This window comes from Sphingopyxis terrae subsp. terrae NBRC 15098, assembly GCF_001598815.1.
Classification (GTDB): Bacteria; Pseudomonadota; Alphaproteobacteria; order Sphingomonadales; family Sphingomonadaceae; genus Sphingopyxis; species Sphingopyxis terrae.
Window position 1 is genome coordinate 471403 of sequence record NZ_BCZQ01000003.1, and the last position, 16933, is coordinate 488335.

Annotated in this window: 15 protein-coding genes and 1 pseudogene; 8 read left to right on the forward strand and 8 right to left on the reverse strand. The window is 66.8% G+C overall.

Annotated features, from left to right (window positions below; all coding sequences use genetic code 11):
• Positions 1-167: 167 nt before the first annotated feature.
• Positions 168-431: a 30S ribosomal protein S20 gene (gene rpsT, locus STE01S_RS02345; RefSeq protein WP_003048739.1), complete on the reverse strand. Its 264-nt coding sequence runs from the start codon at positions 429-431 to the stop codon at positions 168-170.
• Positions 432-628: 197 nt separating this feature from the next.
• Positions 629-1441 (reverse strand): bifunctional DNA-formamidopyrimidine glycosylase/DNA-(apurinic or apyrimidinic site) lyase, encoded by an 813-nt coding sequence (gene mutM / locus STE01S_RS02350; protein ID WP_003048737.1) that lies wholly within the window; start codon positions 1439-1441, stop codon positions 629-631.
• A 92-nt stretch (positions 1442-1533) separates the two neighbouring features.
• On the opposite strand from mutM, the gene STE01S_RS02355 reads away from it, so the two are divergent.
• The 8 genes and pseudogenes from STE01S_RS02355 to STE01S_RS02390 all read left to right on the forward strand — a co-directional run bounded on the left by STE01S_RS02355 (position 1534) and on the right by STE01S_RS02390 (position 9252).
• Entirely contained in the window at positions 1534-2271 is a 738-nt protein-coding gene (locus STE01S_RS02355; protein ID WP_062764412.1) for a class I SAM-dependent methyltransferase, read from the forward strand.
• 142 nt (positions 2272-2413) lie between these two features.
• Complete coding sequence (gene ubiB / locus STE01S_RS02360) at positions 2414-3961, forward strand: 2-polyprenylphenol 6-hydroxylase (protein WP_062764414.1); 1548 nt, start codon at positions 2414-2416, stop codon at positions 3959-3961.
• A gap of 113 nt (positions 3962-4074) precedes the next feature.
• On the forward strand, positions 4075-5202 hold the full coding sequence (locus STE01S_RS02365; protein WP_062764416.1) for a glycosyltransferase: 1128 nt from the start codon (positions 4075-4077) through the stop codon (positions 5200-5202).
• A complete protein-coding gene (locus tag STE01S_RS02370; RefSeq protein ID WP_062764418.1) occupies positions 5190-6305 on the forward strand; it encodes a glycosyltransferase 87 family protein in 1116 nt (371 codons plus the stop codon). The genes STE01S_RS02365 and STE01S_RS02370 overlap by 13 nt, the downstream gene beginning before the upstream one ends.
• A 52-nt stretch (positions 6306-6357) precedes the next feature.
• Complete coding sequence (coaBC, locus tag STE01S_RS02375; RefSeq protein WP_003048728.1) at positions 6358-7620, forward strand: bifunctional phosphopantothenoylcysteine decarboxylase/phosphopantothenate--cysteine ligase CoaBC; 1263 nt, start codon at positions 6358-6360, stop codon at positions 7618-7620.
• Positions 7583-8044 (forward strand): annotated as a pseudogene (gene dut / locus STE01S_RS02380) (dUTP diphosphatase); the annotation flags it as partial. The gene coaBC and the pseudogene dut, both read left to right, overlap by 38 nt.
• A 105-nt stretch (positions 8045-8149) precedes the next feature.
• Positions 8150-8899, forward strand: a complete 750-nt coding sequence (locus STE01S_RS02385) for a HesA/MoeB/ThiF family protein (RefSeq protein WP_062764422.1) — start codon at positions 8150-8152, stop codon at positions 8897-8899.
• A complete protein-coding gene (locus STE01S_RS02390; RefSeq protein WP_255265852.1) occupies positions 8878-9252 on the forward strand; it encodes a DsrE family protein in 375 nt (124 codons plus the stop codon). The genes STE01S_RS02385 and STE01S_RS02390 overlap by 22 nt, the downstream gene beginning before the upstream one ends.
• A gap of 10 nt (positions 9253-9262) precedes the next feature.
• Here the strand turns inward: STE01S_RS02390 and STE01S_RS02395 are convergent, their stop codons facing one another.
• The 6 genes from STE01S_RS02395 to STE01S_RS02420 all read right to left on the reverse strand — a co-directional run bounded on the left by STE01S_RS02395 (position 9263) and on the right by STE01S_RS02420 (position 16907).
• Positions 9263-10006: a class I SAM-dependent methyltransferase gene (locus tag STE01S_RS02395; protein ID WP_003048721.1), complete on the reverse strand. Its 744-nt coding sequence runs from the start codon at positions 10004-10006 to the stop codon at positions 9263-9265.
• Positions 10006-11133, reverse strand: coding sequence for a peptide chain release factor 2 (prfB, locus tag STE01S_RS02400; RefSeq protein WP_040590389.1), 1128 nt, complete (start codon positions 11131-11133; stop codon positions 10006-10008). The genes STE01S_RS02395 and prfB overlap by 1 nt, the downstream gene beginning before the upstream one ends.
• 61 nt (positions 11134-11194) lie before the next feature.
• Positions 11195-13711: a penicillin-binding protein 1A gene (locus STE01S_RS02405; protein WP_062764424.1), complete on the reverse strand. Its 2517-nt coding sequence runs from the start codon at positions 13709-13711 to the stop codon at positions 11195-11197.
• Between the two features lie 108 nt (positions 13712-13819).
• Positions 13820-14500, reverse strand: a complete 681-nt coding sequence (locus STE01S_RS02410; protein WP_062764426.1) for a TetR/AcrR family transcriptional regulator — start codon at positions 14498-14500, stop codon at positions 13820-13822.
• Entirely contained in the window at positions 14497-15642 is a 1146-nt protein-coding gene (locus tag STE01S_RS02415) for a DSD1 family PLP-dependent enzyme (protein ID WP_062764428.1), read from the reverse strand. The genes STE01S_RS02410 and STE01S_RS02415 overlap by 4 nt, the downstream gene beginning before the upstream one ends.
• Entirely contained in the window at positions 15639-16907 is a 1269-nt protein-coding gene (locus tag STE01S_RS02420; RefSeq protein WP_062764430.1) for a D-arabinono-1,4-lactone oxidase, read from the reverse strand. Before STE01S_RS02420 ends, STE01S_RS02415 begins: the two co-directional genes overlap by 4 nt.
• Positions 16908-16933 lie beyond the last annotated feature (26 nt).

The window sequence follows — 16933 nt, forward strand, 5'->3', positions numbered from 1 at the left end:
ATATGTTTAATGCGACGCGAAAACGTCATGGTAAACGAATCGCGATAAATCCGTCACTTACCGCGCTGCAACAGCTTTGCCATCGCGCTGTAACAAAAAAGGACCCGCGGGCGCTTGGCCGGCGGGTCCTTTTTTGTGCCCTTTCGGGACGGTGCGGCGTGCGCGGATCAGGCGATCGCGTTCACGCTCTTGGTCAGGCGCGAATATTTGCGCGCAACCGTGTTCTTGTGGAGGACGCCCTTGGCAACGCCGCGCGCCATTTCGGGCTGCGCCGCTGCGAGCGCTGCAGTCGCGGCGGCCTTGTCGCCGGCGGCAACCGCGTTTTCGACCTTCTTCACGAGCGTGCGGATGCGCGACACGCGATTCTTGTTGATCAGCGTGCGCGCGCTGTTGCGACGGATGCGCTTTTTTGCCTGCGGCGTATTGGCCATAAGTTCCTCAAAATATCCAATCGGTTCAACGGTCGGAGCACAGCAGCAGCGGAGCAGCCGAATCGCGCGTGGACGGCGAATCAATGTCCGGATGCGGCCGGTTCCGGTTGACCGGACCCTGCTCGAAGGGTGGGCCCATAGCCAGCATGTCTCCGAAGGTCAACGCTTTTCGCTGGAAAAGCGGCATCCGATCACGCTCACCGCTGGCATTTGGGGCAATAGAAGGTGGACCGCCCCGACTGGACGATCCGCACGATCGTGCCGCCGCATTCGCAGCGCTCGCCCTCGCGGCCATAGACGCGCCAATCCTTGGCGAAATAGCCGAGGTCGCCTTCGGGACTGAGGAAATCGCGCAAGGTCGAACCGCCGGCAGCGATCGCCGCCGCCAGCACCGCCTTGATCGCCGGCGCCAGTGCGCCGAGCTTTGCCCGCGACACGTCGGCCGCGGCGCGGGTCGGCGCGATTCGCGCCATGTTGAGCGCCTCGCACACATAGATGTTGCCGAGTCCCGCGACGATCGTCTGGTCGAGCAGCATCGCCTTGATCGGCGCGCGACGGCCGGCGAGCGCGCTGGCCAGATAGGCGGCGTCGAAATCGTCCGACAGCGGCTCCGGCCCCAGCGTCACGAAGGCTGGAAAGATCGCGAGCGGGTCGCCATTCACAAGATCGACCGACCCGAACCGCCGCGGATCATGGAGGAACAGCCTGTGTCCGGCGCCGGTTTCGAGCAGCAGATGGTCATGCTTGCCCGCTTCGCCGCCCTCGGTGCGCCAGCGCCCCGACATGCCGAGATGGAAGATCATATGGTCGTCGCGGTCGGTCGAGACGATGCCATATTTGGCGCGCCGCGCGAGATGGGTAACCGTCGCCCCGGTCAGCCGCTGCGCAAGGTCGGCGGGAAAGGGGCGCCGCAGATCGGGGCGGAAGGTGCTGACCGTGACGAGCCGCTGCCCCTCGAGAAAGGGCGCGAGGCCGCGCACGGTGGTTTCGACTTCGGGAAGCTCGGGCATTTCGCGCCAGCGGTATCTGGCATTTGCGCGCGCGGCAAGGCCCGGCTAAAGGCGCTGCTGAAACAGGCTTTCCCCGCAAAGGCGCGCACCCGATGACCACCCCCGACACCGTCAGCTTCGGCTATGAACAGGTCCCGGCGACCGCGAAGACCGCGATGGTCGGCGAGGTGTTCAGCCGCGTTGCGCGCAAATATGACATCATGAACGACGCGATGTCGGGCGGGATGCACCGGCTGTGGAAGGACCGCTTTGTCCGGCGCGTCAAGCCGCGCGCGGGCGAAGCGATCCTCGACATGGCGGGCGGCACGGGCGACATCGCCTTTCGCATGGAGCCGTCGGGCGCGAGCATCACGGTCGCCGATATCAATCCCGACATGCTGGGCGTCGGCATGGAACGCGCGGCGGAGCGCGGCATCGACACGCTGGTATGGTCCGAACAAAATGCCGAAAAGCTGAGCTTTCCCGACCAGTTTTTCGACGCCTACACGATCGCCTTCGGCATCCGCAACGTGACCGACATTCCCGCCGCGCTGAAAGAGGCGCACCGCGTTCTGCGCTATGGCGGGCGCTTTTTCTGCCTCGAATTTTCGACCAACGAATGGCCCGGCTTTGCACAAGTCTATGACGCCTATTCGCACCATCTGGTACCAAAGCTCGGCAAGCTGATCGCCGACGATGAAGACAGCTATCGCTATCTGATCGAATCGATCCGCCGCTTCCCGCCGATGCCGCGTTTTGCGCAGATGATTCGCGATGCGGGCTTTACCGCGGTGAAAGTCGAACCGATTCTGGGCGGACTGGTCGCGATCCATAGCGGGTGGAAGGCGTGAGATCGATAAGCGAAACTACCCCCTCCCGCTCGCGGGAGGGGCAGCGAGACTTGCCAGCTTACTGGCTAGTCACAGCGGGGTGGGCAACGTCGCCGTTGCTGGCCCACCCCCACCCCCTCCCGCAAGCGGGAGGGGGGCCAAGGTGACCCGACCCGTCACCCATATTGCCCGCCTGCTGAAGTGGGGCCGCATCCTGGCGCGCCACGGCGCGCTGCGCGGGATCGAGACCGCGCCACAGACGCCGCCGGGGGTCAAGCGGCTGTGCCGTATCGCACGGATCGGCACGATCCAGCCCAAGGTGCCCGATTATGCCGCCGCCTTCCAGGCGATCGGGCCTGCGGCGGTCAAGCTGGGCCAGACGCTCGCGACGCGTCCCGATCTCGTCGGCGAAGAGGCGGCGCGCAACCTGCTGACCCTGCAGGACGCGCTCGCGCCCGTGGCCTTTGCCCGCATCCGTGCCGAGATCGAGGCGACGTTCGAGGCACCGCTCGAAAGCCTGTACAGCGAATTCGATCCCGACCCCGTCGGCTCGGCCTCGATCGCGCAGGTTCACCGCGCGGTGACCACCGACGGCCGGCAGGTCGCGGTCAAGGTTCGCCGCCCCGGCATCGACAAGCAGTTCGCGCGCGACATCGAAACCTATGAATGGGCGGCCGCGCACCTCGAGGCACTGGGCGGCGAAGCCGCACGGCTGCGGCCGCGACAGGTGATCGCCAATTTCCGCCGCTGGACGCTGCGCGAGCTCGACCTGCGCCGCGAAGCGGCGTCGGCGTCCGAACTGCGCGAGGCAATGGCGGCCGAGCCGACCTACGAAGTGCCTGCGATCGACTGGGACCGCACCGCGTCGCGCGTCATGACGCTCGACTGGATCGACGGGATCAAGATTTCGCACCGCGAGGCGCTCGTCGCGGCGGGGCACGATATGGAAAAGCTGGCGACCAATCTGGTCCACGCCTTTCTGCGGCAGGCGATCGCCGAGGGGTTCTTCCACGCCGACATGCACCAGGGCAATTTGTTCGTGAAGGCCGACGGGACGATCGCGGCGGTCGATTTCGGTATCATGGGGCGGATCAACCGGCAGGCGCGCTACTGGCTCGCCGAGATCCTCTATGGGCTGACCACAGGCAATTACCGCCGCGTCGCCGAAATCCATTTCGAGGCGCAATATGTCCCCGACTATCACAGCGTCGAGGAATTCGCGACGGCGCTGCGCGCGGTCGGCGAGCCGATGCGCGGAAAACCGGTGAGCGAGCTGTCGGTCGGGCAGATGCTCGACGGACTGTTTGCCATCACCCGCGACTTCGACATGCAGACCCAGCCGCATCTTCTGCTGCTGCAAAAGACGATGGTGATGGTCGAGGGCGTGGCCACGATGCTCAATCCGCGGATCAACATGTGGGATGTATCGGGACCGTTCGTGCAAGGCTGGATTCGCGACGAACTGGGCCCCGAAGCCGCGCTGGCCGACGGACTGCGCGAACAGGGGCGGACGCTGGCGCTGATCCCCGACATCATCCGCCGCCTCGACGCGCAATTGCCGAAGCCGGGTGCTGCTCCGCCCGCGCCGCCGCTCCCCGATGTCCGGCTGATGTGGGAAAAGGGCGAAAAGCGGACGGCCTGGCGCTATGCGCTGACGGCGCTCGCCGGGGCGGCCGCAGGCGCTGCGATCCTCCTTGCGCTGGGCGGTTGATCGCCGCTGCCAAGGCCGATTGTGATTACCAAAGATTTACCTTAATTCGCTAGCGTTTTTTGAGGACCAACAGGGCGGTACCGCTCGATCGAACCGAGGCATCTTCACCCGACATGCACCACGAAACCGCCCTTGCCGACCCGATCGTGTCGGTTGACACCCTCCCGCTCGAAGTCGCGGTCGTCGTCCCGACGCTCAACGAGGCCGCCAATGTCGAGCGGCTGGTCGAGAAGCTGACGAACGTGCTTGCCGGTCGCGGCTGGGAAGTGCTGTTCGTCGACGATAATTCGCCCGACGGCACCAGCGACGTCGTGCGCCGTATCGCGCGCACCTCGCGCCACGTCCGCATCGTTCAGCGCGTCGGCCGCCGCGGCCTGTCGTCAGCGGTGATCGAAGGAGTGCTGGCGACGGCCGCTCCGGTGATCGCGGTGATGGACGGCGATCTTCAGCACAGCGAAGACGCGCTGCCGCGCCTGATCGACGCGGTGGCGTCGAACGACGCCGACATCGCCGTCGGCACCCGCTATGTCGATGGCGGTGGCGTCGGCGAATGGAGCGCGCTGCGCGTGTCGATGAGCCAGTTTGCTACGAAGATCGGTCAGATCGCGCTGCGCACCAAGGTGAGCGATCCGATGAGCGGCTTTTTCGCGATGCGCCGCGAAGCTTTCGAAGCAGCGCTGCCGCGCCTGTCGGCGATCGGTTTCAAGATATTGGCCGACATATTGGCGTCGTCGCCGACGCCGCTGCGCGTCGCTGAAGTTCCCTATCAATTCCGCACCCGCGAAGCGGGCGAGAGCAAGATCGGCGCGCGCGTCATCGCCGAATATGCCGAACTGCTCGCCGAAAAGACGATCGGCCGCTTCGTGCCGGTCCGTCTGCTGAAATTCCTGATGGTCGGCGGACTGGGCGTCTTCGTCCACCTGTCGGTGCTGTGGGCGCTGCTGACCGCAGGCAACAGTTTCATGATGGCGCAGACCGGCGCGGTCGTGACCGCGATCGCGTTCAATTTCTTCCTCAATAACAGCTTCACCTACGCCGACCGCAAGCTCAAGGGCTGGGCGGTGCTGGGCGGACTGGCGAGCTTCTATGCGATCTCGGCGGTTGGCGCGCTTGCCAATATCGGCATCGGCACCTGGCTCGCCGGGCAGAATGAGCGTTGGTGGGTCGCGGGCGTCGCCGGGGTCTTGGTGGGCGCGATCTGGAATTTCGCCATGTCTTCGGCGCTGACGTGGCGCAAATAGCACCGGCGGCCGGCACCGGCTGGAACCGCTTTTCGGCCATCCCGCGTCTCTGGGCCGCGGTCGTGCTGGTCCTGCTCGCCGCGCTGATGGTGGCCGGATGGAGCGGCGGCGTGGGCGGCAAGAGGGTACAGCCCGCCAAGCCCACATCGATGAAGTTCGAAGGCATGGTCGGCGACCATGCGCTGTACCTCAACATCCTGCGCAAGATGGAGGCGGGCCAATCCTATTATCCTGCCGCGACGGAAACGCAGCGCGCGCATCGCTATCCGCTGCATCCTTTCTTTACGGTGCGCCTACCCACCCAAGCCGAAATCATGGCGGTGATCGGCCTGCGCGGGTCGGTCGCGCTGCTGACGTTGACCGGCCTTGCGGCGATCCTTCTGTGGCGAAAGCGGTTGATGGCCGATGACGACCTGCCGCGCTACGCGCGCTTCGGCGCGCTTCTGATGGCGGCCAACATGTCGCAGATCGTATCGCGCCAATGGGTGCTGATGCACGAAGTGGTGGCGGGCGTGCTGATCGCGCTGGCGCTCGCCCTCTATCGCCCTGCCCGCCCCTGGCCGGCGATGGCCGTGATCGCGCTCGCGCTGGCGATGCGGGAAACGGTGCTGCCCGTGGCGATGTTGCTGGGCCTGTTCGCGCTGATCGACCGCGATTGGCGCGCCGCCGCCGGCTGGCTTGGCATCGGACTGGGTTTCCTGGCCTTGATGGCGTGGCACGCGGCGACGCTGACCGCCTTTGTCCGCCCCGACGATATGACCACCCCAGGCTGGAGCGGGATGGGCGGATGGCCTGCTTATCTGTCCTTCGTCCATGTGTCGTCGGCATTCCGCTTTCTTCCGGCGTGGACGATGGTGCCGGTGGTGCCGCTGGCCTTGCTTGGCTGGGCCGCATGGCGGTCGCGGCTGGGAACGACGATGCTGATCGTCCAGCTCGGCTATGCGGCGATGCTGATGCTGTTCGCTCGCCCCAATAATTTTTACTGGGCGATGCTGATCGAACCGACATTGTTCGTGGGGCTTATCTTCGCGCCCGCCGCACTCTTTGCCCTGTACCGGTCGATCCGGGCAGTGCCGTCACCGGTTTCCGTACCCGCGGTCTGAGCGGTCAGAATCTGCGTGGATCGCGGGCGCGGACATCCTATAGGATAGGGTCATGACCCATCGGCGTATCCTTCTGATCATCGGCGGCGGCATCGCCGCCTACAAAGCCATCGAGCTGGTGCGCCTGCTCCGCAAGGCCGGCCATAGCGTGCGCTGCGTGCTGACGCGCGCGGGCGAGCAGTTCGTCACCCCGCTGACGCTCGCCGCCCTGTCCGAAAATAAAGTATATACATATCTTTTCGACCTGAAGGACGAGGTCGAGATGGGGCATATCCAGCTTTCACGCGAAGCCGACCTGGTCGTCGTTGCCCCCGCGACCGCTGATCTGCTGGCAAAGATGGCGGGGGGCATCGCCGACGATCTGGCGACAACCTTGCTGCTCGCGACCGACAAGCCGGTGCTCGCGGCGCCCGCTATGAACGTACGCATGTGGCTGCACCCCGCGACCCAGCGCAATGTCGCGACGCTGCGCGGCGACGGGGTGACGGTGATGGAGCCCGACGAGGGCGAAATGGCGTGCGGCGAATATGGCCCCGGCCGCCTGCCCGAGCCCGAAGCGATCAAGGCGGCGATCGAGGCGGCGCTGGCGCAAGGCACGATTGTCCGGCCGCTCGGCGGCCAGCCCGATTTCGCGCCGTCGCGCCACCGCCCGCTCTATGGCCGCCGCATCCTCGTCACCGCGGGACCGACCCACGAACCGATCGACCCCGTCCGCTACATCGCCAACCGGTCGAGCGGCAAGCAGGGCTTCGCGATCGCCGCCGCCGCCGCCGAAGCGGGCGCGGAGGTGCTGCTGGTCGCGGGGCCGGTACCGCTGCCGACGCCGCCGGGGGTGGTTCGCGTCGATGTCGAAACCGCGCGCGAAATGGCGGCCGAGGTCGAGGCGGGACTGCCCGTCGACGCCGCGATCATGGTCGCCGCAGTTGCCGACTGGCGCGCCGCCGACACATCGGCGCAGAAGATCAAGAAGGACGGCAGCGGCGAGGTGCCGCCGCTCGCGCTGGCAGAAAATCCCGACATTCTGGCGAGCGTCGCGAAGAGCGCCAAGCGGCCGCCGCTGCTCGTCGGCTTCGCCGCCGAAACCAACGACGTGATCGCTCATGCCCAGGCAAAGCTCGCCCGCAAGGGCTGCGACCTGATCGTCGCCAACGATGTCTCGGCGGACCCGATGGGCGGCGAGACGAACCGCGTTCATATCGTCAGCAAGGCTGGCGTCGACAGTTGGGACCGACTGCCCAAGGAAGCCGTCGCCCGCAAATTGATGGAAAAAATCGCCGATGAACTCGATACCCGCGTCCCCCTTGCCGATGATTGAGATCCGCCTCCAGCGCCTGCCCAACGGCGGCGGCCTGCCGGTTCCGGCCTATGCCAGCGACGGCGCAGCGGGGATGGACATCGTCGCGGCCGAGACGCTGACTCTGCGCCCCGGCGCGCGCCACGCGGTTGCGACCGGCTTCGCGATGGCGATTCCCGCAGGCTATGAGGTGCAGGTGCGCCCCCGCTCGGGCCTCGCGATCAAGCACGGCATCACCTGCCTCAACACGCCGGGGACGATCGACAGCGACTATCGCGGCGAGGTGAAGGTGATCCTCGCCAATCTCGGCGACGAGGTGTTCGAAATCAAACGCGGCGACCGCATCGCGCAGATCGTGCCCGCGCCCGTCCAGCGCGCGATCTTTGCCGAGGTGGAGACGCTCGACGAAACGGTGCGCGGCGCGGGGGGCTTCGGATCGACCGGGGTCGCGAGCGGCACGGCCGACGAACAGAGCGAGGGCGACCAGGATGCGCCCGCCAATGTCGGGTCGCTCGCGGCGATGAAGATGCGGCGGCCGGGCGAATAGGTCTTGCTCAGCGACGCCGAACTCGACCGCTATGCGCGCCAGATCATCCTGCCGCAATTCGGCGGCGCGGGGCAGGCGAAGCTGAAGGCGGCGCATGTCGCGCTGATCGGCGCGGGCGGGATCGGCTGTCCGGCGATCACCTATCTGGCGGCAGCGGGGGTCGGCAGGCTGACGATCATCGACGATGATCGCGTCGAACTTTCCAATCTGCAGCGTCAGCCGCTGTTTACCGATGCCGACATCGGCCGTCCCAAGGCGGTCGTCGCGGCAGACGCCGCGCGGCGCATCAACCCCCATGTCGAAGCGGCGGTGGTCGAGGCGCGGCTCGATACGGGCAATGCCGAAGCGCTGCTGGCCGGTGCGACCCTGATCCTCGACGGATGCGACAATTTCGCCACCCGCCTCGCGGTCAACCGCGCGGCGGTCGCGCGCGAGATTCCGCTGCTCAGCGCCGCCATCGGCGCGTTCGAGGGACAGATCGCGCTCTATGAAGGCTGGCGCGGCGACAGCCCCTGCTACGCCTGTCTGGTCGGCGACGATCCCGACCGACCAGGCATCAACTGTGCCGAAGCGGGCGTGATGGGCGCGCTCGCCGGAATGATCGGAGCGATGGCTGCGCTCGAAGCGGTGCGCGCGCTGACCGGCTGGGGCCAACCGCTGACCGGCCGCCTCGCCATCCTCGACATGCTCGATCGCCGCTGGCGCGAGGTCGGTGTCGCAAAGGAGCCGATATGTCCGATATGCAGCGCCTGAGCATCATCGTCGCGAGCCGGGACGGCGCGCGCTTCTATGCCGCGCTGGAGACGGGGATCGCCGCCGCGGCGCTCGGCCGCCCGGCGCGGCTGTTCCTGCAGGGCGAGGCGGCGGCGCTGCTGCGTACCCCCGTCACCTTTGCCGGCGACAGCGCGCGCGAGGCGGTCGGCCAGCCGGGGCTTGCCGCACTGATCGCCGAGGCGATGGCGATGGATGTCGACCTGTTCGTCTGTCAGTCGGGTATCGCGCTCGCGGGCATGACGGCGAACGACCTGGTGCCGCAGGTGCGCGCCGCTGGCCTCGTCAGTTTCCTTGCCGACGCGCGCGCCGACGACAGGCTGCTGGTCTACTAGGGTCAGGACCCTAGGGGTTCTTGCAGACCTTGATGGCTTTGGGCGCCGGGCGCTGACCATCGGGTACAAAGCGCGCGAGATAGCCGCCCGCGTGCGCCTTGTCGTCATAGGACAGAAGCTTGAAGCCCACCGCCTCGAATTCGCAGACGAGCAGGCGAAAGGGTGTGCCATGCTGGGCGATCGGACGATCGCCGTCGACGACGATCACCTGCCCGTCCCGGCGCAGCGCCGGGCGCAGGCGCCACAGAAAGGCATAGGGCTCGCCGATCTCGTGATACATATGGACCATGAACACGCGGTCGAAGCTGGCCGCGGGCAGGCGCGGATCGTCGACCGCACCAAGTTTGAGCGACACGTTATCGAGCCGTTCGCGCGCGACACGGTCGGCGAGCCGCTCGATCACTTCGGGCTGGATATCCTGCGCCAGCACGCGGCCCGACTGGCCGACCCGTGGCGCGAGCCGCACTGTATAATAGCCATCGCCGGCGCCGATGTCGGCCACGGTCATGCCGGGGCGCACGTCGGCTGAATCCATGATGTCGTCGGCTTCGTTGACGCGGTCGCGCGCCTCTTCGGTCGACCATTTGGTCGAGGTGATCGGCGCGACCGGACGGTCGGCGGGCGGAAAGTCGCGCGCGGTTTCGGGACGGTCGCTATTGTCGCTCCACGGCGCGTTGCATCCCCCGAGCAGCGACAGCGCAGCCAGCGCGGCGAACAGCGGCAGTGCCGCAGGCCGGGCCGCGCGGCGGCGCATCAGTCGATATCCTCCACCTCGACCTTTTCGCCCGTCACCTTCTGCGACAGCGCCGCCGCCATGAAGGGATCGAGCGCGCCATCGAGCACGTCGGAGGGCGCAGTCGAGGTCACGCCGGTGCGCAAATCCTTCACCAGCTGGTAGGGCTGGAGGACATAGGAGCGGATCTGGTGGCCCCAGCCGATTTCGGTCTTGGCCTGATATTCGCCCGAAGCCGCGGCTTCGCGCTTCTGGAGCTCCGCCTCGTACATTCGCGCCTTCAGCATGCCCATCGCGGTGGCGCGGTTCTTGTGCTGCGACCGGTCGTTCTGGCTCGCGACGACGATGCCGGTCGGGATGTGCGTGATACGCACCGCCGAATCGGTCGTGTTGACGTGCTGCCCGCCCGCGCCCGAAGCACGATAGGTGTCGATCTTGAGGTCGCCTTCGTTGATCTCGATCTCGATATTGTCGTCGATCACCGGATAGACCCAGACGCTGGAAAAGCTGGTGTGGCGGCGCGCCGAGCTGTCGTAGGGCGAAATGCGGACGAGGCGGTGAACGCCGCTCTCGGTTTTGGCATAGCCATAGGCATTCTCGCCCTTGACCAGCATCGTCGCCGATTTGATGCCCGCCTGTTCGCCCGCCTGATACTCGATCAGTTCGACCTTCATGCCGCGCTTTTCGGCCCAGCGCATATACATGCGCTGCAACATTTCGGCCCAGTCCTGGCTTTCGGTGCCGCCGGCGCCGGCGTGAACCTCGATATAGCAGTCATAGCTGTCGGCCTCGCCCGCGAGCAGTGCCTTGATCTTGTCCTCTTCGGCGCGCGCCGCCAGCGTGGCGAGCGACTGCACCGCGTCATCGACCAGCGCCTCGTCGCCCTCCATCTCGGCAAGCTCGATCAGTTCGACCGTATCGCCCATCTCCTTTTCGATCGACCGCGTCGCGGTGATCGCCTCGTCGAGACGGCGGCGTTCGCGCATGACATCCTGCGCCGCCTTGGGATTGTCCCAAAGCGTCGGGTCCTCGACCTTCGCATTGAGTTCGTCGAGGCGGCGCACCGCGCGGTCCCAGTCAAGGAAACGGCGCAAGAGCGCCAGCGCGGCGTTGATGGTATCGACATGATCCTGCGCTTCGGCGCGCATGGTCTTTGCTCCTGAAACTGTAGGCGACGGCCATAGTGGCTCAGCCGCGCGAGGCAAGCCGTCAGATGATACCGCCGCGGTCGTCGAGGAAGTCGGCGTCGCTGCGCCGGCCATTGCCTTCCTGTACCGGCGCATCGGGTCGCTTGGCGGAGGCGGCGGGCTTGATCTCTTCTTCGCGGATCGTCCGGCGCGGTTCGCTTTCGGGCTTGAAGGCTTCCCAGATGATCGCCGCCTTGGGATCGGTCCCCGGCCACGCGCCATAGACACGGCGGCCCGACTGGCGGTCGATACGCACCATACGGATATTCTTCGGCGCTATGAACGGCACCGGCGGCCGGTCGGTCAGCGATTCGAGAAAGAATTGCTTGAAGACCGGCGCGGCGAGGCTGCCGCCCTGCGCATAGCCGCCCATGCTGCGCGGCTGGTCATAGCCCATGTAGAGCCCGGCAACGACGTCGGGGGTGCCGCCGACGAACCAGACGTCGGTCGGGCCGGTGGTCGTCCCCGTCTTGCCGAACAGCGGCACGTTCAGATCGCGCAGCACCTGCGCGGTCCCGCGCTGGACGACACCTTCGAGCATATGGACGACCTGATAGGCGGTCATCGGGTCCATCAGTTGCTTGCCCGACGGCGTGAAGCGCGGCATCGGCTTGCCATCCCAATCGTCGCTGTTGCACCCGTCGCAGGGCCTCCAGTTCTTGGGGAAAATCACCTTGCCGCGGCGATCCTGGACATAGTCGATCAGTCGGGGCTTGAGCTCGCGGCCGTGGTTCGCGAGCATCGAAAAGGCGTTGACCATCTTTTCGACCGTCGTCGACCCGGCGCCGAGCGCGGTCGACAGATAGGGTTCGTGCGTCCCGATCCCCATCGTCTTGATCGTTTCGACGATCGGTTCCATCCCGATCTGGCTCGCCGTCCTGACCGTCATCAGGTTGCGCGACTGTTCGAGGCCCCAGCGCATCGTATGCTCGCCGCTGCCGCTCGCGCCGCCGAAGTTGCGGAAGCATTTGTTGCCGAAGCGCGCGCCCTGATAGACGCAGAAGGGGCCGTCAACGATCAGCGTCGCCGGCGTCATGCCATTGTCGAGTGCCGTCGCATAGACGAAGGGCTTGATCGTCGACCCCGGCTGGCGTTCGGCCTGGGTCGCGCGGTTGAACGGCGACAGGCGGACGTCGAACCCGCCCTGCATCGCATAGACGCGGCCCGAATGGGGGCTTTCGACGACCATGCCGCCCGACACTTCGGGGATGTTCTTCAGCGTATATACGCCGGGCCCGGTCGCCTTGACCGCGATCAGGTCGCCCGGGCGCATCGCCGAAAAGGCGCTGCCGCCCGTCTTGCGATAGCCCATGCTCGCGGCGCCTGCGGGCAGGCGGCCCTCTTCGCCGTCGGCAAAGCCGATGCGCGCCTCGCCGGCCGTTTTGGCGAGCACTGCGGCCACGCGCCAATTGTCGTAGTCGATGCCGATGAAGCTCGATGCGAGGCGGCTGCGCCATTTGTCGTCGGCCTCGATCCGCGCAATCGGTCCCGACCAGCCCTTGCCGGTGTCGTAGCGGACGAGGCCGCGGCGCAGCGCGCCGGTCGCGGCCTGCTGCATCTTGTCGTCATAGGGGGTGCGCACCCAAAGCCCGCCGCCATAGACGCTGAGGGGGCCGTCCTCGGGGGTCTCGCCGAACTGGTCGATCAGCTGGCGGCGCACCTCTTCCATATAATAGCCGCCGACCTGCGCGACCGCCTTGTTGCCCGTTTCAGATAGGCCGAGCGGCATCGCCTGCGCGGCGTCGCGCTGCGCCGCGGTGATCCAGCCGTTGCGGAACATTTCAGAAAGCACGAAATTGCGCCGCGCGATCGCCTTGTCGGTATTGCGCGCGCGGCCGTAGGTTTCGGGTGCCTTGGGCAAAATGGCGAGGAAGGCCATTTCGTGAAGCGCGAGCTGATCGACATCCTTGTCGAAATAGGCGCGCGCCGCGGCCTGGACGCCGAAGCTGCGACGGCCGAGCGGGATCTCGTTGAGATACAGTTCGAGGATCTGCTGCTTCGTCAGCGCCGCCTCGATCCGCTTGGCGAGGATCGCCTCGCGAATCTTGCGAGTATAGCTGACCTCGCCCGTCAGCAGCAGATTCTTCGCCACCTGTTGCGTGATCGTCGACGCGCCGACCGGACGGCCGTCGCGCTTCAGGTTGGTCAGGATCGCGGTCGCGATGCCGGGATAGTCGATCCCGCCATGTTCGAAGAAGGTGCGGTCCTCGGCCGCGAGAAAGGCGCGGACGAGAAGCTGGGGATATTCGGCATATTCCAGCTGGACGCGGCGCTCGCGTGCATAGCTGTGGACGGGCTTGCCCTCGCCGTCGCGCACCATCGTCGGCAGCGGCGGCTGATAGTCGCGCAGCTGGTCGACCGAAGGCAGGTTACGCGCGAAGATCGCCCACAGCAGCGCCAGTGCGGCCACGCCCGCCAGCGCAAGATAGCCGAGCCAGCGGAACCAGCGCCGCGTCCACATCTGCCGGAACCAGCCAATGACGGCGTTGCTGTCGCGGCGCAGGCGGTAACGGAAGTGGGACGTGCTGTCGGCGACCATGATTGGCCTGCCTCTAAAGCCTGCTTCGCCGAAAGGGAAGCGGCTTGCGGTGGTCGGGCATCCCCCTCCCGCAGGCGGGAGGGGTAGCGAGACTTGCGAGCTTGCTCGCTAGTCGCAGCCGGGTGGGCCACCCGACTGTCCGGGCCCACCCCCAACCCCTCCCGCTTGCGGGAGGGGGGTCAGGTCGAGCAACAGTCCGCCCAGCATGGCGGTAACATCGGCAAGGACGGAATCGGCCGGCACGCAGTCTTCTTCATTCGTCATCTCTTCGGCGGCAAAGCCAAGCTCGACCGCGAGGCGAAGCCGGCGCCACAACATGTCCCGGCCAATAGCAGGCAAATGCGGAGCGCATGCATCGGTCAGCCGGTCGGTGACGTGGCGATGCGATTCGAGCCGGACATGGACGAGCCGCGGGGTCGCGTGGAGCGCGCGCAAGGTCCACACCGCGCCCGGTTCGACCCGCGTCACCGCGGCGGTTTCGGCGAGCAGTTCGCCGATATGCCCGGCCATCGCCGCGATGCCGCCGCGCCGGTGCCGCTCGATCCACGCCTCCAGCACCGCATTCTGCCGCTCCATCAGCCGGCGGCCCAATGCCTCAAGAACCGCATATTTGTCGCCGAAATAGCGATAGAGTGCGGGCGGGCTCAGCCCCGCCTCGGCGGCGATCCGGTTGGTCGAAATGCGCTCGATGCCCTCTTCGGCGAGGAGCAGGCCCGCGACATCGAGCAGCCGGTCATAGGTGGCGCGCGCGCGGTCCTGCTTCGGCGGCGCCTTCGCCGCGACGCTCATCGCGCGCGGCCGCGCGCGCTCACCGGCCAGATGGCGACGAGCGTGTCGCCTGCGACGACATGATAATGGTCATAGAGATTGACGGTCGGGTCGCAGTGCGGGACGGTCAGCGTCACCGGATCGCCCGGCGCCATCCGTTCGCCGATGCCGGGCGCGACCAGCGCGGCATGTTCGTCGCCCATGAAGGCGAAGAAGCTGTCCGCGGGCGCGCCGCGCCGGACCACGGCGACCCCGCCGTCGGTCGACAGCGATTTGAAGCCTGCGTCGATGGTGACGAGGCCGCTATGATTGGCGCTGACGACGCGCGCATCGACACCGAGCGCAACCTCGAACGGTACCGCGCCGTCGCCGGTCAGATCGCAGTCGCAATATTGCTTGTCCATGAAGACGTAGGAGCCCGCCTGCAGCTCGGTAAAGACGCCGAGGTCGAGGTCGATATGGTGCGTTCCCGTCCCCGATCCGCTGACGATTTCCGCCGCGAAATCCGCGTCGGCAAGCGCGGCGAGCACGGTCTTCAGATAGTCGGTGCGCTCGACGATCGCGGCGCGGCGCTCGGCATAATCCTCGATATGTTGCTGCGACCCGCAATAATATTGGACGCCGCGCCAGCGCAGCGCCGGAAGCGCGGCGATGGCGCGCGCAAGGTCGACCGCCTTTTCGGGCGAGGCGACGCCGGTCCGCGCGATGCCGGGATCGATGTCGATCAACACGTCCAGCGTCGCGCCCTGCGCCGCAAGCGCGGCATCGATCCGCTTTGCGACATCGGGATGATCGACCGTCGCCATCAGCCCGTCCGCATGCGTCGCCAGCGCCGCAAGCCGTTCGATCGCGTGCGGCGCGGCGACCGGCGAGGTGATGAGGATGCCGGTGATGCCGCCATCGGCAAGCGCCTCCGCCTCGCCGATCTTCGCGCAGCAGACCCCGGCGGCGCCCGCCGCAAGCTGGCGCTTCGCGATATCGACGCTCTTGTGGGTCTTGGCATGGGGCCTGAGGCCGATGCCACGCGCAGCGGCCAGCCCCGCCATTGCCGCGATATTGCGGTCGAGCGCCTCGATATCGAGGACGAGCACCGGCGTATTGAGGTCGGCGCGCGCCCCCTGACGGCCGACGAGATGGGCGTGCAGGGTCAGATCGTCGCTCATGAAAACAGCGCCTCCAGATGCGGGTTCAGAAATTTGCCATGCGGATCGGCGGCGCGGCGGACCGCGCGATAGCGTTCGGCCATCGGATAGAGCGCATCGACATCGGCGCGCGTCAACGTGTGGCGCTTCGCCCAATGCGGCCGCCCGCCATGCGCCCGGAAAATCGCCTCGGCACCGGCAAAATGATCCGCCCATGGCATTTTCGCATATTGGTGCATCGAGATCGCAGCGACCGGCCCCGCGTTCATCGGACTCATCCAGATATCGTCGGCGGCGACGGTGCGATATTCGAAGGGAAAGGTCACGGGCAAACGCCCGGCGCGAATCCAGCCGATCACGGCGTCGAGCGCGGCGAGGCCCGCGGCGCGCGGCAGTTCATATTCCATTTCCTCGAAACGGATCGTGCGGTCGGACGGAAAGATGCTGTGCGCGGGGCCGCGTCGCTCGCCGTCGAAGCGCGTCTTCATCATCGCGCGCTGGAGCAGCGGGGTCAGAAAGGGCGCGAAGGCCGCGATGTCGAGCGCGCGGCGGAACGCGCTTTCGTCGACATCGCTCGTCGAGCGCGGCGGATCGCACGGGTCGCACGGCGTCAACGTCTTCAGGATCACATGCTCGGCGTGCGGAAATATCCAGAATTCGATGTGGCGGTGCTGCTCGGCAAGCTCGTCGTAGCTTTCGCGGATTTCGTCCCAGCGCCTTTTCTCGATCCGTTCGACCAGATGAAAGGCAGGGACGACGGCAACCTCGATCTCGGTCGCGATGCCGAACAGCCCGAGCGACAGCCGCTGCGCCGCGAACAGATCGGGGTTTTCCTGCGCGTCGCACCAGCGCGTCGCGCCGTCGGCGCCGATCAGCCGGAAGCCCCGCGCAAAGGTCGACAGCGAGCCGAGATTGACGCCGGTCCCGTGCGTGCCCGTCGCCATCGCGCCCGCCAGCGCCTGCGGATTGACATCGCCCTGGTTGGCGAGCGCAAGGCCGTGCTGCCACAGCGCCTCGGTCAGCCGCTTGATGCTCCATCCTGCCGGGATGCGCGCGGTCTGACGATCGGGGGCGATACTGAGCTCGCCCGTCATCGCGTCGAGGCTGACGATCAGTTCGTCCGACCGGCATAGCGGCATGAAGCTGTGCCCGGCGCCGACCGCGCGCACCTTGGCGGCCTCGCGCACCAGCGCGGAAAGCGCCGCCTCGTTCGTCGGTCGTGCCACCCTGGCTGGAGCACTCACGCTGCCCGACCAGTTGCTCCACCCTGCTTCTGCCGTCGCCATGCCACTCTCCCGCCGCGAACGGGACG